Annotated in this window: 16 protein-coding genes; 15 read left to right on the top strand and 1 reads right to left on the bottom strand. The window is 42.4% G+C overall.

Going from position 1 to position 21,404, the window contains the following annotated elements; translation table 11 throughout:
* Positions 1-152 precede the first annotated feature (152 nt).
* From rpoB to KB197_RS09095, 11 genes are all read left to right on the top strand, one after another.
* The gene (rpoB, locus tag KB197_RS09145) at positions 153-3,758 is read left to right on the top strand and encodes a DNA-directed RNA polymerase subunit beta (RefSeq protein WP_000907164.1); all 3,606 of its coding nucleotides are present in this window, start codon (positions 153-155) and stop codon (positions 3,756-3,758) included.
* A gap of 38 nt (positions 3,759-3,796) precedes the next feature.
* Positions 3,797-7,474: a DNA-directed RNA polymerase subunit beta' gene (rpoC, locus tag KB197_RS09140; RefSeq protein WP_212573610.1), complete on the top strand. Its 3,678-nt coding sequence runs from the start codon at positions 3,797-3,799 to the stop codon at positions 7,472-7,474.
* Positions 7,475-7,780: 306 nt separating this feature from the next.
* Complete coding sequence (ndk, locus tag KB197_RS09135) at positions 7,781-8,203, top strand: nucleoside-diphosphate kinase (protein WP_004256710.1); 423 nt, start codon at positions 7,781-7,783, stop codon at positions 8,201-8,203.
* A 129-nt stretch (positions 8,204-8,332) separates the two neighbouring features.
* A complete protein-coding gene (locus KB197_RS09130; RefSeq protein WP_000970273.1) occupies positions 8,333-8,965 on the top strand; it encodes a hypothetical protein in 633 nt (210 codons plus the stop codon).
* A gap of 95 nt (positions 8,966-9,060) precedes the next feature.
* A complete protein-coding gene (tsaE, locus tag KB197_RS09125; RefSeq protein ID WP_000288249.1) occupies positions 9,061-9,504 on the top strand; it encodes a tRNA (adenosine(37)-N6)-threonylcarbamoyltransferase complex ATPase subunit type 1 TsaE in 444 nt (147 codons plus the stop codon).
* Positions 9,494-10,012: a GNAT family N-acetyltransferase gene (locus KB197_RS09120; protein WP_000455549.1), complete on the top strand. Its 519-nt coding sequence runs from the start codon at positions 9,494-9,496 to the stop codon at positions 10,010-10,012. Before tsaE ends, KB197_RS09120 begins: the two co-directional genes overlap by 11 nt.
* Before the next feature lie 7 nt (positions 10,013-10,019).
* Complete coding sequence (gene brpA, locus KB197_RS09115; protein ID WP_212573609.1) at positions 10,020-11,075, top strand: biofilm formation/cell division transcriptional regulator BrpA; 1,056 nt, start codon at positions 10,020-10,022, stop codon at positions 11,073-11,075.
* Positions 11,076-11,152: 77 nt separating this feature from the next.
* Positions 11,153-12,409 (top strand): competence/damage-inducible protein A, encoded by a 1,257-nt coding sequence (locus KB197_RS09110; protein ID WP_212573608.1) that lies wholly within the window; start codon positions 11,153-11,155, stop codon positions 12,407-12,409.
* A 54-nt stretch (positions 12,410-12,463) separates the two neighbouring features.
* A complete protein-coding gene (gene recA / locus KB197_RS09105) occupies positions 12,464-13,630 on the top strand; it encodes a recombinase RecA (protein ID WP_084953511.1) in 1,167 nt (388 codons plus the stop codon).
* A 115-nt stretch (positions 13,631-13,745) separates the two neighbouring features.
* Positions 13,746-15,116, top strand: coding sequence for an MATE family efflux transporter (locus KB197_RS09100; protein ID WP_212573607.1), 1,371 nt, complete (start codon positions 13,746-13,748; stop codon positions 15,114-15,116).
* 96 nt (positions 15,117-15,212) lie between these two features.
* Complete coding sequence (locus KB197_RS09095; RefSeq protein WP_000532882.1) at positions 15,213-15,929, top strand: YebC/PmpR family DNA-binding transcriptional regulator; 717 nt, start codon at positions 15,213-15,215, stop codon at positions 15,927-15,929.
* 55 nt (positions 15,930-15,984) lie between these two features.
* On the opposite strand, the gene KB197_RS09090 is transcribed toward KB197_RS09095, so the two are convergent.
* Positions 15,985-16,626 carry a DUF308 domain-containing protein gene (locus KB197_RS09090; protein WP_004262095.1) on the bottom strand — a complete coding sequence of 214 codons (642 nt, stop codon included), beginning with the start codon at positions 16,624-16,626 and terminating at the stop codon, positions 15,985-15,987.
* Between the two features lie 213 nt (positions 16,627-16,839).
* On the opposite strand from KB197_RS09090, the gene KB197_RS09085 reads away from it, so the two are divergent.
* The 4 genes from KB197_RS09085 (at position 16,840) to KB197_RS09070 (ending at position 21,403) form a co-directional block, all read left to right on the top strand.
* Positions 16,840-17,310 carry a MarR family winged helix-turn-helix transcriptional regulator gene (locus KB197_RS09085; protein WP_212573606.1) on the top strand — a complete coding sequence of 157 codons (471 nt, stop codon included), beginning with the start codon at positions 16,840-16,842 and terminating at the stop codon, positions 17,308-17,310.
* Positions 17,285-19,054 carry an ABC transporter ATP-binding protein gene (locus KB197_RS09080; protein WP_064276725.1) on the top strand — a complete coding sequence of 590 codons (1,770 nt, stop codon included), beginning with the start codon at positions 17,285-17,287 and terminating at the stop codon, positions 19,052-19,054. Before KB197_RS09085 ends, KB197_RS09080 begins: the two co-directional genes overlap by 26 nt.
* Positions 19,044-20,804 (top strand): ABC transporter ATP-binding protein, encoded by a 1,761-nt coding sequence (locus KB197_RS09075; RefSeq protein WP_212573605.1) that lies wholly within the window; start codon positions 19,044-19,046, stop codon positions 20,802-20,804. Before KB197_RS09080 ends, KB197_RS09075 begins: the two co-directional genes overlap by 11 nt.
* A gap of 95 nt (positions 20,805-20,899) precedes the next feature.
* Positions 20,900-21,403 (top strand): phosphatase PAP2 family protein, encoded by a 504-nt coding sequence (locus KB197_RS09070; RefSeq protein WP_212573604.1) that lies wholly within the window; start codon positions 20,900-20,902, stop codon positions 21,401-21,403.
* Position 21,404: the final 1 nt, after the last annotated feature.

Raw genomic sequence — 21,404 nt, 5'->3', positions numbered from 1 at the left:
CTTTTTTTCAGGATTTTGAGTGTTTGTAACAAAGACTTAAAGATTCTGAAAATTTATCAAGAGGACACGGTGATAGGGGTTTTTAAAACCATATGACGATTAGAAAAGCCTGATTGACAAGGCTTGGAACTTATTTACAAAGGAGAATCATCTTGGCAGGACATGACGTTCAATACGGGAAACATCGTACCCGTCGTAGTTTTTCAAGAATCAAAGAAGTTCTTGACTTACCAAATTTGATTGAAATTCAAACTGATTCATTCAAAGATTTCCTAGACCATGGTCTTAAGGAAGTGTTTGAAGATGTATTGCCAATTTCAAACTTCACAGACACAATGGAGTTGGAATTTGTTGGATATGAAATCAAGGAACCAAAATACACGCTAGAAGAGGCTCGTATCCACGATGCTAGCTACTCAGCACCAATTTTTGTAACCTTCCGCTTGATCAATAAAGAAACAGGCGAAATCAAAACTCAAGAAGTTTTCTTTGGTGATTTCCCAATCATGACAGAAATGGGTACCTTCATCATCAATGGTGGTGAACGTATCATCGTGTCTCAGTTGGTCCGCTCACCAGGTGTTTACTTTAACGATAAAGTTGATAAAAACGGTAAAGTGGGCTACGGTTCAACTGTTATCCCTAACCGTGGAGCTTGGTTGGAACTTGAAAGTGACTCAAAAGATATCGCCTACACTCGTATCGACCGTACTCGTAAGATTCCATTTACGACCTTGGTTCGTGCGCTTGGTTTCTCAGGTGATGATGAAATTTTTGATATCTTTGGTGATAGCGAATTGGTTCGCAACACTGTTGAAAAAGATATCCATAAGAACCCAATGGACTCTCGTACAGACGAAGCTTTGAAAGAAATTTACGAACGTCTTCGTCCAGGTGAGCCTAAGACTGCTGAAAGCTCACGTAGCTTGCTTGTGGCACGCTTCTTTGACCCACGTCGCTATGACTTAGCAGCAGTTGGTCGTTACAAAATCAATAAAAAACTCAATGTTAAAACACGTTTGCTTAATCAAACCATTGCAGAGCCATTGGTAGACCCTGAAACAGGAGAAATCTTGGTAGAAGCTGGTACAATCATGACTCGTAGCGTGATTGAAAGTATTGAAAGCCATTTGGATGGTGATTTGAACAAGATTGTCTACATTCCAAATGATGCTGCGGTTGTGACTGAGCCAGTTGTTCTTCAAAAATTCAAGGTTGTTGCTCCAACTGATCCAGACCGTGTCGTAACAATCATTGGTAATGCTAATCCAGATGACAAGGTTCGTATCGTCACTCCTGCAGATATCCTTGCTGAGATGAGCTACTTCCTTAACTTGGCGGAAGGACTTGGCCGTGTAGATGATATCGACCACCTTGGAAACCGTCGTATCCGTGCGGTTGGTGAATTGCTTGCTAACCAAGTACGTCTTGGACTTTCTCGTATGGAACGTAATGTCCGTGAACGGATGTCTGTCCAGGACAACGAAGTCTTGACACCACAACAAATTATCAATATCCGTCCTGTAACAGCTGCGGTTAAAGAATTCTTTGGTTCATCACAGTTGTCACAGTTCATGGACCAACACAACCCACTTTCTGAGTTGTCTCACAAACGCCGTTTGTCAGCCTTGGGGCCTGGTGGTTTGACACGTGACCGTGCTGGATATGAAGTACGTGACGTGCACTACACTCACTACGGTCGTATGTGTCCAATCGAGACACCTGAAGGACCTAACATCGGTTTGATCAATAACTTGTCATCTTACGGACACTTGAACAAATATGGTTTTGTTCAAACACCATACCGTAAAGTTGACCGTGAAACAGGTGTTGTTACGAACGAAATCGTTTGGTTGACAGCCGATGAAGAAGATGAATTTACTGTAGCACAGGCTAATTCTCGTCTGAATGAAGATGGAACATTTGCTGAGAAAGTTGTCATGGGACGTCACCAAGGGGTCAACCAAGAGTATCCAGCGAATGTTGTTGACTACATGGACGTATCACCAAAACAGGTAGTTGCCGTTGCGACAGCATGTATTCCTTTCTTGGAAAACGATGACTCCAACCGTGCCCTCATGGGAGCCAACATGCAACGTCAGGCTGTACCATTGATTAATCCTAAAGCACCTTACGTTGGTACTGGTATGGAATACCAAGCAGCCCACGATTCAGGAGCGGCTGTGATTGCTCAGTATGACGGTAAAGTTACCTATGCAGATGCTGACAAGGTAGAAGTTCGTCGTGAAGATGGTTCATTGGACGTTTACCACATCCAAAAATTCCGTCGTTCGAACTCAGGTACTGCTTATAACCAACGCACTCTCGTAAAAGTTGGTGATGCCGTTGAGAAAGGCGATTTCATCGCTGACGGACCTTCTATGGAAAATGGAGAAATGGCGCTTGGACAAAACCCAATCGTTGCCTACATGACTTGGGAAGGTTACAACTTCGAGGATGCCGTTATCATGAGCGAACGCTTGGTGAAAGACGATGTCTACACATCTGTCCACCTTGAAGAATACGAATCAGAAACACGCGATACAAAGCTTGGGCCTGAAGAAATTACTCGTGAAATTCCAAACGTTGGGGAAGATGCCCTTAAAGATCTTGACGAAATGGGTATTATCCGTATCGGTGCTGAGGTTAAAGAAGGGGATATCCTTGTAGGTAAAGTAACACCTAAGGGTGAGAAAGACCTTTCAGCTGAAGAACGGCTCTTGCACGCTATCTTCGGAGATAAATCTCGTGAAGTACGTGACACTTCTCTTCGTGTACCACACGGAGCTGATGGTGTGGTTCGTGATGTTAAGATCTTTACACGTGCAAATGGAGATGAATTGCAATCAGGTGTCAACATGCTGGTTCGCGTCTACATCGCTCAAAAACGTAAGATCAAGGTCGGAGATAAGATGGCCGGACGTCACGGAAATAAAGGGGTTGTCTCTCGTATCGTTCCTGTAGAAGATATGCCTTACCTTCCAGATGGAACTCCAGTCGATATCATGTTGAACCCACTTGGGGTGCCATCACGTATGAATATCGGTCAGGTTATGGAACTCCACCTTGGGATGGCAGCTCGTACTCTTGGTATTCACATCGCAACACCAGTCTTTGACGGAGCAAGTTCTGAAGATCTTTGGTCAACTGTTAAAGAAGCTGGTATGGATAGCGATGCCAAAACAATCCTTTACGATGGACGTACAGGTGAACCATTTGATAACCGTGTTTCTGTCGGAGTCATGTACATGATCAAACTCCACCACATGGTTGATGATAAATTGCACGCGCGTTCAGTCGGACCTTACTCAACCGTTACTCAACAACCACTTGGAGGTAAAGCTCAGTTTGGTGGACAACGTTTCGGTGAGATGGAGGTTTGGGCTCTTGAAGCCTACGGTGCATCAAATGTCCTTCAAGAAATCTTGACTTACAAGTCTGACGATATCAACGGACGTTTGAAAGCTTATGAAGCTATTACAAAAGGAAAACCAATTCCAAAACCAGGTGTTCCAGAATCCTTCCGAGTTCTTGTCAAAGAATTGCAATCTCTTGGTCTTGACATGCGAGTCCTTGACGAAGATGATCAAGAAGTGGAACTTCGTGACTTGGATGAAGGAATGGACGAAGATGTCATCCACGTAGATGACCTTGAAAAAGCCCGCGAAAAAGCAGCACAAGAGGCTAAAGCAGCCTTTGAAGCTGAAGAAGCTGAGAAAGCAACAAAAGCGGAAGCAACAGAAGAAACTGCTGAATAAGAATAAGCAGTTCACTTAGAATAGAAAGGGAAGAAATAGTGGTTGATGTAAATCGTTTTAAAAGTATGCAAATCACCCTAGCTTCTCCAAGCAAAGTCCGTTCATGGTCTTATGGAGAAGTCAAAAAACCTGAAACAATCAATTACCGTACCTTGAAACCAGAACGTGAAGGACTATTTGATGAAGTTATCTTTGGTCCTACAAAAGACTGGGAATGTGCTTGTGGTAAGTACAAACGCATTCGTTACAGAGGAATTGTTTGTGACCGTTGTGGGGTTGAAGTAACGCGTACAAAAGTTCGTCGTGAGCGTATGGGGCACATTGAGTTGAAAGCTCCTGTATCTCACATCTGGTACTTCAAGGGGATTCCAAGCCGTATGGGCTTGACCCTTGATATGAGCCCTCGTGCCCTCGAGGAAGTTATCTACTTTGCAGCTTATGTGGTGATTGATCCTAAGGATACACCACTTGAGCACAAGTCTATCATGACAGAGCGCGAATACCGTGAGCGCTTGCGTGAGTATGGTTATGGATCATTCGTTGCCAAGATGGGTGCCGAAGCTATCCAAGACCTTCTAAAACAAGTAGATCTTGAAAAAGAAATTGCTGAACTCAAAGAAGAGTTGAAAACAGCTACTGGACAAAAACGTGTCAAAGCTATCCGTCGTTTGGATGTTTTGGATGCCTTTTACAAGTCTGGAAACAAACCTGAATGGATGATTCTCAACATCCTTCCGGTTATTCCACCAGATCTTCGTCCAATGTTGCAGTTGGATGGTGGCCGTTTTGCCTCATCTGACTTGAATGACCTTTACCGCCGTGTTATCAACCGTAACAACCGTTTGGCTCGTTTGCTTGAGTTGAATGCACCAGGTATTATTGTTCAAAATGAGAAGCGTATGCTTCAAGAAGCGGTTGACGCTTTGATTGACAATGGTCGTCGTGGTCGTCCAATCACAGGACCAGGTAGCCGTCCATTGAAATCATTGAGCCATATGCTTAAAGGTAAACAAGGACGCTTCCGTCAAAACTTGCTCGGTAAACGTGTTGACTTCTCAGGACGTTCCGTTATCGCCGTTGGTCCAACGCTTAAGATGTACCAATGTGGTGTGCCACGTGAAATGGCGATTGAGCTCTTTAAACCATTCGTTATGCGAGAAATCGTTGCACGTGATATCGTGCAAAACGTCAAAGCGGCTAAACGCTTGGTGGAACGTGGAGACGAGCGTATCTGGGATATCCTTGAAGAAGTAATCAAAGAACACCCAGTACTTCTTAACCGCGCACCGACCCTTCACCGTTTGGGTATCCAAGCCTTCGAGCCAGTCTTGATTGATGGTAAGGCCCTTCGCTTGCACCCACTTGTCTGTGAAGCCTACAATGCCGACTTTGACGGGGACCAAATGGCCATCCACGTACCGCTTTCAGAAGAAGCCCAAGCAGAAGCTCGTATCCTCATGCTCGCTGCTGAGCACATCTTGAACCCGAAAGATGGTAAACCAGTTGTTACCCCATCTCAGGATATGGTTTTGGGTAACTACTACTTGACTATGGAAGAAGCTGGCCGTGAAGGTGAAGGAATGGTCTTCAAAGACCGTGACGAAGCCGTTATGGCTTACCGTAATGGTTATGTTCACCTCCACTCACGTGTTGGTATCGCAACAGACAGCCTCAACAAACCATGGACAGAAGAGCAAAGACACAAGGTCTTGCTTACAACAGTTGGTAAAATCCTCTTCAACGACATCATGCCAGAGGGTCTACCATACTTGCAAGAACCAAACAATGCCAACTTGACAGAAGGCGTTCCAGCTAAATACTTCTTGCCACTTGGTGGAGATATCAAGGAAGCAATCAGCAAACTTGAACTCAACCCTCCATTCAAGAAGAAAAACCTTGGAAATATCATCGCTGAAATCTTCAAACGTTTCCGTACAACAGAAACTTCTGCTCTACTTGACCGTATGAAGAACCTCGGTTACCACCACTCAACTCTTGCAGGATTGACAGTTGGTATTGCCGATATCCCAGTCGTTGATGACAAGGCTGAAATCATTGAAGAATCACACAAACGTGTAGAACAAATCACAAAACAGTTCCGTCGTGGTATGATCACAGACGACGAGCGTTACAATGCTGTTACAGCTGAATGGCGTGCTGCCCGTGAGAAACTAGAGAAACGTTTGATTGCCAACCAAGATCCTAAGAACCCAATCGTTATGATGATGGACTCTGGAGCCCGTGGTAATATCTCAAACTTCTCACAGCTTGCCGGTATGCGTGGTCTGATGGCTGCTCCTAACGGACGTATCATGGAATTGCCAATCCTTTCAAACTTCCGCGAAGGTTTGTCAGTACTCGAAATGTTCTTCTCAACTCACGGTGCCCGTAAAGGTATGACCGATACGGCCCTTAAGACAGCCGACTCAGGTTACTTGACTCGTCGTTTGGTTGACGTTGCCCAAGACGTTATCATCCGTGAGGACGACTGTGGAACAGATCGTGGTCTCTTGATCCGCTCTATCGCAGAAGGAAAAGAAATGATTGAGTCTCTCGAAGAGCGTCTCAATGGTCGTTACACTAAGAAAACTGTTAAACATCCAGAAACTGGTGCAGTTATTATCGGTCCAAATGAGTTGATTACAGAAGATAAGGCGCGTGAAATTGTCAATGCTGGTGTGGAAGAAGTGACTATCCGCTCTGTATTTACATGTAACACTCGTCATGGTGTCTGCCGTCACTGTTATGGTATCAACTTAGCGACAGGTGATGCGGTTGAAGTTGGTGAAGCAGTCGGTACAATCGCTGCCCAATCTATCGGGGAACCTGGTACACAGCTTACAATGCGTACCTTCCACACGGGTGGGGTTGCCTCAAATACCGATATCACTCAGGGTCTTCCTCGTGTCCAAGAAATCTTTGAAGCCCGCAATCCTAAAGGGGAAGCGGTTATCACAGAGGTTAAAGGACAAGTTACTGCTATCGAAGAAGATACATCAACTCGTACTAAGAAAGTCTTTGTTAAGGGTGAAACTGGCGAAGGTGAATACGTCGTTCCATTTACAGCTCGTATGCGTGTCGAAGTTGGAGACCAAGTAGCGCGTGGTGCTGCTCTTACAGAAGGTTCTATCCAACCAAAACGTCTCCTTGCAGTCCGTGATGTCTTGTCAGTTGAAACTTACCTTCTCGGTGAAGTACAAAAAGTTTACCGTAGCCAAGGGGTAGAAATCGGTGACAAACACATCGAGGTAATGGTTCGTCAAATGATCCGTAAAGTCCGTGTCATGGATCCAGGTGACACAGACCTTCTCATGGGTACCCTTATGGATATCAATGACTTTACAGATGCTAACAAAGATGTCCTTATAGCAGGTGGAGTTCCAGCGACAGGTCGCCCAGTTCTTATGGGAATTACCAAAGCCTCACTTGAAACAAATAGTTTCTTGTCAGCGGCTTCCTTCCAGGAAACAACTCGTGTCCTTACTGACGCGGCTATCCGTGGTAAGAAAGACCATCTCCTTGGACTTAAAGAAAATGTTATCATCGGTAAGATCATCCCAGCAGGTACTGGTATGGCCCGTTACCGTAACCTTGAACCACATGCTATCAACGAAGAAGAATACCTTAATCCTCCAGTAGAGGAAGAAGGAAATGAAGAAACAACAGAAGTAGTTGTGGATACTGCCGTTGAAACTGTGGAAGAAACAGTAGAATAAAAGAGAATGAGAGAGCCTTCGGGTTCTCTTTCTCTTTTTCTGAAAACTTTCTCCATTTTTCCATGAAATGTGGTAAAATAATACTCAATGAAAATCAAAGAGCAAACTAGGAAACTAGCCGTAGGTTGCTCAAAGCACTGCTTTGAGGTTGTAGATAGAACTGACGAAGTCAGCTCAAAACACTGTTTTGAGGTTGTGGATAGAACTGACGAAGTCAGTAACCATACCTACGGTAAGGCGACGTTGACGTGGTTTGAAGAGATTTTCGAAGAGTATAAAAGAAAGAAGCTGACAAAGGAGACAGGTATGGAACAAACATTTTTTATCATTAAACCAGACGGTGTAAAAAGAGGGCTAGTGGGTGAAGTGTTAAAGCGCATCGAACAACGTGGATTTACAATCGAAAAATTGGAGTTGCGTTCACAGGTTTCAGAAGAGTTGATTGATCAGCACTATCAGGACTTGGTTGGTCAAAGTTTTTACCCACCGATTCGTGAATTTATGACTTCAGGCCCAGTTCTTGTAGGTATAATTTCTGGTCCCAAAGTAATTGAAACTTGGCGGACTATGATGGGCGCAACTCGTCCAGAAGAAGCTTTACCAGGAACTATTCGAGGTGATTTTGCAAAAGCTGCTGGAGAAAATGAGGTTATCCAAAATGTTGTGCATGGTTCAGATTCAGAAGAGTCAGCTAAGCGAGAAATTGCTCTTTGGTTTGAAGAGAAATAGTAAAAGTTTGATGTAAGGGATACTTGCGTCAAACTTTTTTGCATTTTAGAGTAGAAAACTGACAGTTGAGAAATATTCTAGCAATGGTGAGGCTTTCTAGCATATAATAAGAGCAAGTATGGAGGAAGAATGATGGAAAAAATGAAAAAGCAAATTCGAGTTTTGTTATTGCTGACAGTTTTTGGTCTTAGCAGCTGTTCTTGTTTAAGTTTATCTACTTGGGCCTTGATGTTAAATCAAAACTGCTTCTATTATTTAGTTGGCATGTTGCTTCTTGCCAGTATTGGTGCAGGGCTAAACTATTATAGAGGGCAGGGAAATCAACATTATTCAGTTTTTAAGGAAGATAAGCAACAATTCTTGTATAGTCTCTTGCTCTTAGTAAATATTTTGGGTTTAGCTTTAATTGTCATAGAACATATCCTTGCAGGAAATACATCCGTAGAAGGATTTGTGGAAGCCTTTCTACCGAGTTTCTTTTTCTTATTTGGGATTGATTTGTTAGTTTTTCTGCCGATTCAGAAGTATGTAAATGGAGTGAAAAAGTTTTTGGGAAAGAAGGAAATCTGTTTTATTAGTGGACTAGCTATTCTAATCTTTCTCAGAAATCCTTGGATGCTATTGTCCATGACCTTTTATATTGCCTTGGGGATGCTATTTCTAGGACTGTTGGTGCCAAAAGTCATTCGCTGGGAAGTTTCATTTTACAGTCATTTGATGAGAGATATCTTGTTAGTTGTCTTCTTACTGTTTCTATTTTAAGAACAAAAAAAGAGATAGTTCTAGTTTTACAATTTATAATATGGAATTCATAGATAATACCTAGACAAAGGACAACTTTTTGGTATAATAGAAACATGTACACTAAAAACGAAGAAGAGTTACAGTCCTTAGGTGAACGTTTGGGCTATTTATTAGAAAAGAATGATGTCTTAATTTTAACTGGTGAACTTGGAGCAGGCAAAACGACATTTACAAAAGGTCTTGCTAAAGGATTACATATTTCTCAGATGATTAAGAGTCCAACCTACACTATCGTAAGAGAGTATGAAGGTCGTCTTCCACTTTACCACCTAGATGTTTATCGTATAGAGGGGGATGCTGATTCTATTGATTTAGATGAGTTTCTCTTTGGTGGTGGGGTAACTGTCATCGAGTGGGGGCATCTTTTAGGTGATGCCTTGCCAGATACTTATTTAGAATTGGAAATTCTAAAAGAAGAAGAGGGTCGCAGACTGAATTTTCAAGCAAAAGGTTTGCGTGCAGAAAAGCTTTTAGAGGAGCTTCAACATGGAGTATGAGTTGCTCATTAGGGAAGCAGAAGTTGAAGATGCGGCTGAATTAGTATCATTTTTAAATCGTGTCAGTGTAGAAACAGATTTTACCAGTCTGGACAGGAATGGCATTTTGATGACAGATACTGAGATGGAGTTGTTTTTGGATAAACAGGCTCACTCTGAAAATCAAATCACTTTACTGGCCTTGCTGAATGATGAAATTGCTGGTCTTGTGAATATCACAGCTGATCAACGCAAGAGAGTTCGTCATATTGGAGATCTCTTTATTGTGATTGGTCAGAAGTATTGGAATAATGGACTGGGGAGTTTGTTACTTGAAGAAGTCGTAGAATGGGCACAGGCTAGTGGCATTCTTCGTCGACTTCAACTAACTGTCCAAACTCGCAATCAGGGTGCAGTTCATTTATATCAACAGCATGGCTTTGTAATTGAAGGTAGACAAGAGCGCGGTGCGTACATAGAAGAAGGGAAATTTATAGATGTTTACCTGATGGGTAGACTGATAGATTGATAGAAATATGGTTAAAAAAATTATTGGAATGGTGCTAGCTTTTCTAGCTGTGACAGTTTTAGGTGTGGGTGTTTTTGCTTATACTATTTATCAGCAAGGTACAGAAACCTTATCAAAAACCTATAAAAAGATTGGGGAAGAAACCAATGTTATTGAGGCTACTGAACCCTTAACGATCCTTTTAATGGGGGTTGATACTGGAAACGAAGAACGAACGGACCCTTGGGAGGGAAATAGTGATTCTATGATTCTCCTGACGGTTAATCCGCATACGAAAAAGACAACAATGTTGAGTTTAGAGCGAGATATTTTGACGAAAATTCAGCATAAAGATGGTCAAATCGAAGAAGCGAAACTGAACGCTGCCTATGCGGGTGGAGGTGCAGAATTAGCTATCTCAACTATTCAAAAGATGATGAATATTCATATTGATCGCTATATTATGGTCAATATGCACGGATTGCAACAATTAGTTGATGCAGTAGGTGGAATCACCGTTAATAACACGCTAGGTTTCCCGATTTCTATCAGTGACCAAGAGGAATTTAATACTATTTCTATCGGTGTTGGGCAGCAAACTCTAAATGGAGATGAAGCTCTTGTTTATTCCCGCATGCGCTACCAGGATCCAGAAGGGGACTATGGACGTCAGAAGCGTCAGCGTGAAGTTATTCAAAAGGTGGTTGAAAAAGTTCTTAGTTTAAATAGCGTTAGTCACTACCAATCCATCTTAAAAGCCCTAAGTACTAATATGCAGACCAACATTGATTTGTCTGCTAAGAGTATTCCAAGCTTGTTAGGTTACAAGGACTCATTTAAAACGATTGAAACCCAACAATTGCGAGGAGAAGATGCCGAATTGCAAGGGATTTCTTACCAGATTGTTACAACTGAGCATATGCTAGAAATGCAAAATCTTTTGAGAACTTCACTTGATAAACCAAAGGTGACAGAGTTAGAGACAAATGCAGTCTTATATGAAAATGTTCTCGGAAATCAAAATGGTGTCGGTTTGGGAACAGGTACGATTAGTAGTACAAGAAATCAAGAAGATGTAGAATAATCTATTTTATAGTTAAAATCGTGGGAAATTTCCTGCGATTTTTTCAAAAAAATACGAATAGATAGGTAGGAGGAAACATGAAAGCAGAAATTATGGCTGTCGGAACAGAAATTTTAACAGGGCAGATTGTCAATACAAATGCCCAGTTTTTATCAGAAAAACTAGCAGAGATTGGGGTAGATGTTTATTTTCAGACGGCTGTAGGAGACAATGAAACTCGTCTCTTGTCTTTGCTTGAGATTGCTAGTCAACGTAGCAGTCTGGTGATTTTGACAGGTGGTTTGGGGCCAACTGAGGACGATTTGACCAAACAAACTCTAGCTAAATTTTTAGGGAAAGAATTAGTCTTCGATCCTCAGGCGCAGGAGAAGTTGGATGTCTTTTTTGACCAGAGACCAGACTATGCCCGAACACCGAATAACGAAAGACAAGCTCAAATTGTAGAAGGGGCGACTCCACTACCAAACGAAACAGGACTGGCTGTTGGAGGAATGTTAGAAGTGGATGGAGTGACCTATGTAGTCCTTCCTGGTCCACCAAGTGAATTGAAACCCATGGTTTTAAACCAACTTCTACCTAAGTTGATGACAGGGAGTAAGCTATATTCCCGAGTTCTTCGTTTCTTTGGAATTGGCGAAAGTCAGTTGGTGACCATTTTGGCTGATTTAATTGATAATCAAACCGATCCTACCTTGGCCCCTTATGCCAAGACAGGAGAAGTCACTCTGCGTCTGTCAACAAAAGCTAGTGATCAAGAAGAGGCGAATCAAGTGCTGGATATCTTGGAAAATCAAATCTTGAACTACCAGACTTTTGAAGGTCTTTCTTTACGAGAACTTTGTTATGGTTATGGGGAAGAGTCCAGCTTGGCCAGTATTGTGGTAGAAGAACTGAAAAAGCAAGGGAAAACCATCACGGCTGCAGAGAGTTTGACGGCAGGTCTTTTCCAAGCTACTGTAGCGGATTTTTCAGGAGCTTCAAGTATATTTAAGGGTGGTTTTGTGACCTATAGCTTGGAGGAAAAATCAAAGATGTTGGATATTCCTGCCAAGGATTTGGAAGAATATGGTGTTGTGTCTGCATTTACAGCCCAGAAGATGGCTGAGCAGGCACGAAGCAAGACTCAGTCAGATTATGGTATTAGTTTGACTGGAGTAGCAGGACCAGATAGCCTAGAAGGGCACCCAGCTGGGACAGTTTTCATAGGCTTGGCTCAAGAGAAAGGAACTGAGGTCATCAAGGTTAATATTGGAGGTAGAAGTCGAGCAGATGTACGTCACATTGCGGTTATGCATGCCTTTAACCTAGTTCGCAAGGCTTTATTAAGTGACTAACTTTTGGTATAATAGTAGATAGGTCTAAGGACCATTAGAATGTAGGAGAATAGAATGGCGAAAAAACCAAAAAAATTAGATGAAATTTCAAAAAAATTCGGGGCAGAACGTGAAAAAGCCTTGAATGATGCTCTTAAATTGATTGAGAAAGACTTTGGTAAAGGTTCAATCATGCGTTTGGGTGAACGTGCCGAGCAAAAGGTACAAGTGATGAGCTCAGGTTCCTTGGCTCTTGACATTGCCCTTGGTTCAGGTGGTTATCCTAAGGGACGTATCATCGAAATCTATGGACCAGAATCATCTGGTAAGACAACGGTTGCCCTTCATGCAGTTGCGCAAGCGCAAAAAGAAGGTGGGATTGCAGCCTTTATCGATGCGGAGCATGCCCTTGACCCAGCTTATGCTGCGGCCCTTGGGGTCAACATTGACGAATTACTCTTGTCTCAACCAGACTCAGGAGAGCAAGGTCTTGAGATTGCAGGAAAATTGATTGACTCAGGTGCTGTGGATCTTGTCGTAGTCGACTCCGTTGCGGCCCTTGTCCCTCGTGCGGAAATTGATGGAGATATCGGAGATAGCCACGTTGGTTTGCAGGCTCGTATGATGAGTCAGGCCATGCGTAAACTTGGTGCTTCTATCAATAAAACCAAAACAATTGCCATCTTTATCAACCAATTGCGTGAAAAAGTTGGGGTCATGTTTGGAAATCCAGAAACAACTCCTGGTGGACGTGCTCTGAAATTCTACGCTTCAGTGCGTTTGGATGTTCGTGGAAGCACACAAATCAAGGGAACTGGTGACCAAAAAGACACCAACGTCGGTAAAGAAACCAAGATCAAGGTCGTGAAAAACAAGGTGGCTCCACCATTTAAAGAAGCCTTCGTTGAAATCATGTACGGAGAAGGAATTTCTAAGACCGGTGAGCTTTTGAAGATTGCAAGCGATTTGGATATCATCAAAAAAGCAGGGGCTTGGTATTCTTATAAGGATGAGAAAATCGGGCAAGGTTCTGAAAATGCTAAGAAATACTTGGCAGATAATCCAGAAATCTTTGATGAAATTGACCACCAAGTCCGTGTTCAATTTGGCTTGATTGATGGAGAAGAAGCTTCTGTAGAAGGTGTTGAAACTAAAAAAGATGACGTAGTTCAAGCAGATTCTGTGAATGAAGAAGTGACGCTTGACCTAGGCGACGAACTTGAAATCGAAATTGAAGAATAAGCTGTTAAAGTAGTGGAGAAAATCCACTGCTTTTTAGTTGCCTAGTTCTGGTCTTCAGCTCGCGCATAGTTTGCTGTTTCTTGTCGCTCCTCTAGAAAGCTGATATAATAGCCTTATGAATAAAAAACGAACAGTGGACTTGATTCATGGTCCTATTCTCCCCTCACTTTTAAGTTTTGCCTTTCCAATCTTGCTGTCCAATATTTTCCAGCAACTCTATAACACTGCTGATGTCTTGATTGTTGGACGATTCCTTGGTCAAGATTCCTTGGCTGCAGTAGGGGCGACAACTGCCATTTTTGATCTGATTATAGGCTTTACACTTGGTGTCGGAAATGGTATGGGGATTGTTATTGCCCGCTATTATGGGGCTCGGAATTTTACAAAGATCAAGGAAGCAGTAGCAGCAACTTGGATTTTAGGTGCTCTTTTGAGCATTGTAGTGATGTTGCTGGGCTTTCTTGGTTTGTATCCTCTCTTGCAATACTTAGATACCCCTGCTGAAATCCTCCCCCAGTCCTATCAATATATTTCTATGATTGTGACCTGTGTCGGTGTCAGCTTTGCCTATAATCTCTTTGCAGGCTTGTTGCGGTCCATTGGGGACAGTCTAGCAGCACTTGGTTTTCTGATTTTCTCTGCCTTGGTTAATGTGGTTCTGGATTTGTATTTTATTACGCAACTGCATCTGGGAGTTCAATCTGCGGGCCTTGCTACCATCATTTCGCAAGGCTTATCAGCGGTTCTCTGTTTTTACTATATTCGCAAGAGTGTTCCAGAACTTCTACCTCATCTGAAACATTTTAAATGGGACAAGGCCTTGTATGCGGATCTTTTGGAGCAAGGTTTGGCTATGGGCTTGATGAGTTCCATTGTGTCTATCGGTAGTGTGATTTTACAGTCTTCTGTTAATACCTTTGGTGCCGTAATTATCAGTGCCCAGACGGCAGCTCGACGCATTATGGCCTTTGCCCTTCTTCCTATGACCGCTATTTCTGCGTCGATAACGACCTTTGCTTCGCAGAATCTTGGTGCCAAGCGACCAGACCGCATTGTTCAAGGTCTTAGAATCGGCAGTCGTCTAAGTATTTCCTGGGCAGTTTTTGTTTGTGTCTTCCTCTTTTTTGCCAGCCCTGCCTTAGTTTCCTTCTTGGCCAGTTCGACAAATGGTTACTTGATAGAAAATGGAAGTCTCTATCTGCAAATCAGCTCAGCCTTTTATCCTATTTTGAGTCTCTTGTTGATTTATCGCAATTGTTTACAGGGTTTGGGGCAAAAAGTCCTTCCTCTGGTATCTAGTTTTATCGAACTAATCGGGAAAATCGCTTTTGTGGTCTTGATTATCCCTTGGGCAGGCTATAGAGGAGTTATCTTTTGCGAACCCCTAATCTGGGTTGCCATGACAGTTCAACTGTACTTCTCATTATTCCGTCACCCCTTGATAAAAGAAGGTAAGGCTATCTTGGCAACAAAAGTGTCATCATAGCTCGATTTGCTGAATAAAATCCATTTCCTCTAGTGAAAATCGAAAAAACTTGTGTTATAATAAGAAAGATTAAAATGTGAAAAAAGGAGATTCCTAATGGGACGTAAATGGGCCAATATCGTAGCCAAGAAAACGGCTAAAGATGGAGCTAACTCTAAAGTATATGCAAAATTTGGTGTAGAAATCTATGTAGCAGCTAAAAAAGGTGATCCAGATCCAGAATCAAACTCAGCTTTGAAATTCGTTATCGACCGTGCTAAACAAGCTCAAGTGCCAAAACACGTTATCGATAAAGCTTTGGACAAGGCTAAAGGGAACACAGACGAAACCTTTACAGAAGGACGTTACGAAGGTTTTGGACCAAATGGTTCTATGCTGATTGTTGATACTTTGACTTCAAATGTCAACCGTACAGCGGCTAATGTCCGTGCAGCCTTTGGTAAAAATGGCGGAAACATGGGCGCTTCAGGTTCAGTTTCATACCTCTTTGACAACAAGGGAGTTATCGTATTTGCAGGTGAAGATGCGGACGCGGTCTTTGAGCAATTGCTAGAAGCAGATGTGGATGTGGATGATGTAGAAGCAGAAGAAGGGACAATCACAGTTTACACAGCTCCAACTGACCTTCATAAGGCTATCGTTGCCCTTCGTGAGTCAGGTATCGAAGAATTCCAAGTGACTGAATTGGAAATGATTCCTCAGTCAGAAGTGGAATTGTCAGGCGATGATCTTGAAACCTTTGAAAAACTTTACAGCGTTCTTGAAGACGACGAAGACGTACAAAAGATCTACACAAACGTAGATGGATTCTAATAGAAAAACGAACAGTTTTACTAGCTGTTCGTTTTTTTGATGTTTGAACTTAGACTCAGGTTTCAGAATCGTTTTGTTGCTTGCTTTTTTCTAGACCTAGACCGACTGCATGTTTTTGGACGAGCAAGAGCTGTCCATTGTCCTGTTTTGCAAAAGTTAAGGTAACAGTCTTAGTCTTGTCTCCAATAGAGATATAGGTGATTTTTTTCGTATTGTAACCCCCAAGAGTGAAGTCAAACTCAGAATCTGGCTTTCCGTGTTTATTGATAATATCCTCGTAGGTGGTACCACCTTTTCCTTTGTTGTCAAGGTCGCCTTCGATTAAGGCGTCGAACTGTTCTTGGGTCCAGGCGAAGGTATCGTCTGTCAAGCCGCTTTTTTCTTCGCGTTCCATTGAGGCACTCGTATCCATGTAGGAACGGTTAAACTCCTTGGCATACTCTTTGTAGACATCAGCGTATAGTGCCTGACTCGTAAAGAAAAGTACAACAGAGGCAACTGCCAGGGATGTTCCGATAATAGCCATTGTTTTCCGTTTTTTGAGGTTGACGATAAGGCCGATAATCCCCAAGATAAATGCGACGATGGCGATGAACAACGATAGATAGTTAATAAACGGGATCCAGGATCCTAAAAGTGCGATGGCTCCAAAAATGGTTGCTAAGATTCCTAAAACTCTTTGTTCTTCTGGTTTCATTTGAAAGTTTTCTCCCTTCATTGAGTGAATGGATTTCTATCCACAGTAGTTAGCACTTATTATATAAAAGATATTGCCTAATGTCAATTTAAACTAAGATAGTTCTCTAGGAAACTTTTTATTGACATCTCTTTTCAAAGTGGTAAAATAGTTCTCATGAAAACTTATTTAGTTCCTAGGAGAACTAAATGCAATGGTTAGAAAGGAGTTAGTATGGATAAACCGATGTTAGTCTTTAAGCGTTTTGGTCATCAGATTCACCTCATGGTGCAAAAGGAAGCCAAACGTTGTGGTATTGAATTTATGGGTGGGCCTCAAGGTCAGGTTGTACGTTTTTTGGATAATCGTGAGAAAAACCAAGACTTGGTCTTGATTAAAGATATCGAGCAGGAACTCAATATTACCAAGTCTGTTGCTAGTAATTTGGTCAAGCGTATGGTGCAAAATGGTTTGGTGGAATTGGAGGCGAGTCCTAGCGATAAGCGGGCAAAATTTGTTCGTTTGACGGACAAAGCACGTTCTCAAATGAAGCAGGTTAAGGCTTTTTTTGAACGCATAGACAAGCAGTTGATGGAAGACATTAATGAAGATGAATTACTGATTTTTGAGAAAGTCCTTGCTCAACTACAGGCAAATATCAAGGGAATAGGAGGAGAGAATGAAGAAATTAGCCAAACGAATTAGTAGAAAAGAATGGGGGATGATTTTACTAGCCATTCTCTTTACTTGTTTTTCGGTCTATCTAGAGTTGGAAGTGCCAACCTATATCTCAAAAATTACGGATTTGCTAGGTAGTCAAGGAACTAATTTAGATGAGTTGTGGCAGCCGGCAAGCATGATGGTGGGAATGTCCTTTCTTGCCTTCTTGTCCGTAGTTGCAGTTGGATTTTTTGCATCCCGAGTGGCAGCTTCTTATACTAGTAGGCTGAGAAGTGATATTTTTAACCGAGTTTTGGATTACTCGCAGACAGAGATTAAGAAATTCTCTATTCCCAGTCTCCTAACTCGTACCACCAATGACATTACTCAAGTTCAAATGTTGATTACCATGGGCTTGCAAGTGGTAACGCGTGGTCCGATTATGGCTATCTGGGCTATCGGGAAGATTTTAGGCCATTCAGAATACTGGCTCTGGGCCGTTCTTGTAGCAGTGATTGTCAATGTTTTGATGACGACAGTCTTGATGACGCTAGCCTTTCCAAAACAGTCCTTGATTCAAAGTCTGACTGATAAACTGAACAGTATCACTCGTGAGAGTTTAACAGGTATTCGTGTCGTTCGTGCCTACAATGCTGAAGGATACCAAGATGAAAAATTTGCAGCAGCAAATGATGAATTAACACGCTTGAATTTATTTGTCAACCGTCTTATGGCTATTTTGAACCCTATCATGATGGGGATTTCAAGTGGTTTGAGTGTGGCGATTTACTGGATTGGGGCCTATGTGATTAACGACGCTGCTCCGATAGCGCGTTTGCCTCTCTTTAGTGACATGATTGTTTTCATGTCTTATGCCATGCAGGTTGTCATGGGCTTCCTTCTCATGGGAGCACTTTTCATCGTTCTTCCCCGAACTATGGTCTCTGCTAAGCGGATTAATCAAGTTTTAGATTTGCATTCTTCTATCCAAAACCCTGCTCAAGTGCAGCTGGCTGATGAAAACCTCAAAGGTCAGGTCGAATTTAAGGATGTGACCTTCCGCTATGCGGCAAATTCGGAGGCGGTTATTGAGAATATTAGCTTTAAAGCAGAAGCGGGTCAAACAGTGGCCTTTATTGGGTCAACTGGTTCTGGTAAATCTACTCTAGTTAATCTGATTCCACGTTTCTACAACGTATCAGCAGGAGAAATTCTGGTGGACGGTGTCAATGTTCAAGACTATGACTTGGAAGATTTGCGCAACAAGGTTGGTTATATTCCTCAGAAAGCGGTTCTCTTTTCAGGTGATGTCAAGGGCAATCTAGACTTTGGACAAAGTCAAGAAACACCGCTTAGTGAGCAGGCTATGTGGCAGGCTTTGGAATTGGCCCAGTCTAAGAACTTTATCGAAGACAAGGAAGCGGGCTTAGAGTCAGAAGTGGCCCAAGGAGGAACCAACTTCTCAGGTGGTCAAAGACAACGTCTGGCCATTGCGCGTGCCTTAGCTCGGAAGCCAGAAATCCTCATCTTTGATGACTCCTTCTCAGCCTTGGACTACAAGACAGACCGAGTTTTACGTCAAGATTTAGCAGAGAAAACCAAGTCTATGACCAAGCTCATTGTTGCACAGCGTATTTCAACGATTATGGATGCAGATTTGATTTTGGTCTTGGATCAAGGAAAAGTCGTGGGGCAAGGCACCCACAAGGAACTTCTAGCTAATAACGAAGTTTACCAAGAAATTGCTTATTCACAACTATCGAAGGAGGAATTGGAACATGGAAAATAAAAAACTATCGCTCTGGAAACAGAGTAAACCCTATCTTGCAGGTCTCCAGTTTGCCCTTCTAATCGCTTTTTTAGCAACAATCTTATCCAACATCATTACTGTATATGGTCCAACCCGCATCAAGGAAATGACCAATATCATTGCAAATGGTCTGGGAACTAGTGTGGATGTCGCGGCGGTTGCAGCTATTGGTGGTTTTTTGGCCGTGATTTATGTGATCGGACTTCTATCAAATTATTTACAGGCCTTTCTGTTTACAACAGCTATTCAACGATTTTCAGAGCGTTTGAGAAGAGCCATCGCAGAGAAAATCAATAGCCTACCATTAGGATATTTTGATGGACACTCTCAAGGGGATACCTTGTCTCGTGTAACCAATGATGTTGACACTGCAGCCCAGTCCCTCAATCAAAGTCTGGGAACAGTTCTTTCATCTAGTTTATTGGTCGTAGCAGTCTTGGTAACCATGTTTGGAATGAACTGGACTTTAGCCTTGGTGACGGTTGTTTCAACCCTTGTTGGATTTGCATTTGTATCCATCTTTATGGGTAAATCCCAGAGCTTCTTTAAGAGTCAGCAACAGGATTTGGCAGCTGTCAATGGTTATGTGGAGGAAATGTACTCTGGCCATAATGTGGTGACCAGTTACAATGCTATCGAGAGCACGAAAGAAGAGTTTGCAACATTAAATCATCGTCTGTATGATAGTATCTGGAAATCTCAATTTATTTCAGGGATTATGATGCCGATTATGATGTTTATTGGGAACTTTAGCTATGCCTTGGTGATTATCGTTGGTGCAGCCTTGGCCTTAAATGGGCACATCAGTATCGGGATTATCGTTGCCTTTATGGCCTACGTTCGTATCTTTTCTCAGCCTCTTTCACAAATTGCCCAAGGGATTACTAGTCTTCAGCAGGCTAGTGCAGCCATGGGACGTGTCTTCGAATTTCTAGCTGAAAAGGAAATGGAAGACGAATCCCATAAAGAAAGACAATTGAGCGATATGAAAGGTCAAGTAGTCTTTGATCGAGTCTCCTTTGGTTACACACCAGATCGAACTATTATCCATGACTTTTCTGCGACCGCTCATGCAGGTCAAAAGGTTGCCATTGTCGGACCGACAGGAGCTGGTAAGACAACCATTGTCAATCTTTTGATGAAGTTCTATGAGATTGATAAGGGAAGTATCCGCATCGATGGTGTGGATACCAAAGAGATGAAGCGTTCGGAAGTACACGATGCCTTTTCAATGGTCTTGCAGGATACTTGGCTCTTTGAAGGAACCATTCGCGACAATCTTATCTATAACCAAAAGGGGATTAGTGATGAGCGCGTGATTGAAGCCAGCAAGGCTGTAGGGATTCACCACTTTATCATGACTCTACCAGATGGTTACGATACCGTCTTGGATGATACAGTGACCTTGTCTGTCGGGCAAAAACAACTCTCGACCATTGCTCGTGCTTTGCTGAAAGATGCACCACTCCTAATCCTAGATGAAGCGACCTCTTCGGTTGATACCCGGACGGAGGAGTTGATCCAGAAAGCTATGGACCGGTTGATGGAGGGAAGAACTTCCTTTGTCATCGCCCACCGCTTGTCTACAATCCGAAATGCTGATTTGATTCTTGTCATGAAAGATGGTAATATCATTGAGCAAGGCAATCATGATGAGTTGATGGCACAAGGAGGCTTCTACGCTGACCTCTACAACAGTCAGTTTACAGAAGACGAAGCAGAAGAATAAACCCAAAGAAGGCTTGACGGCCTTCTTTTTCTGCACTATACTAGAAGAAAAGTGCTTCCCTGTAAGCAAAATTTGAATAAGTGATGAGAAAATATATGAAAAATTATCAAGAATGGTATGACCACATTGCTGGTAAGATTGAAAACAATCCTTTCTTTCTGAGATTGCTAAGAGCTTTCAATCGGTTCATGACGGTGGTTATGCCTATGATTTATCTGACCTTGTTAGCAACTATCTATCTCCAACAAGGATTTGGGAAACAGGTCGGAATCTATTTGTTTATCCCTGCATCAGGTTTTGTGATTTTATCCTTTCTTCGTAAGAAAATCAATGCCCCTAGGCCTTATGAGGAATGGGATATTAAACCTTTGCTTGAGAGAGATAGCCCTGGTCAGTCTATGCCCAGTCGTCATGTCTTTTCAGCAACCATTATCTCTATGGCTTGCTTGCATGCTAGTTTATCTGTAGGGGTTATCTTATTGGTCTTGTCAGCCCTCCTCGGTCTAGTGAGAGTCATAGGGGGAGTGCATTATCCCAAGGATGTAGTGGTTGGTTATATTTGTGGTCTTGTGTGGGGTGTGATTTTCTTTCTATTTTGAC

This window comes from Streptococcus sp. 11-4097 (assembly GCF_018215285.2).
In the GTDB taxonomy this organism is placed as follows: domain Bacteria; phylum Bacillota; class Bacilli; order Lactobacillales; family Streptococcaceae; genus Streptococcus.
Note: the sequence above shows the minus strand (reverse complement) of the source record. Positions and strands in the feature narration are given on the sequence as shown.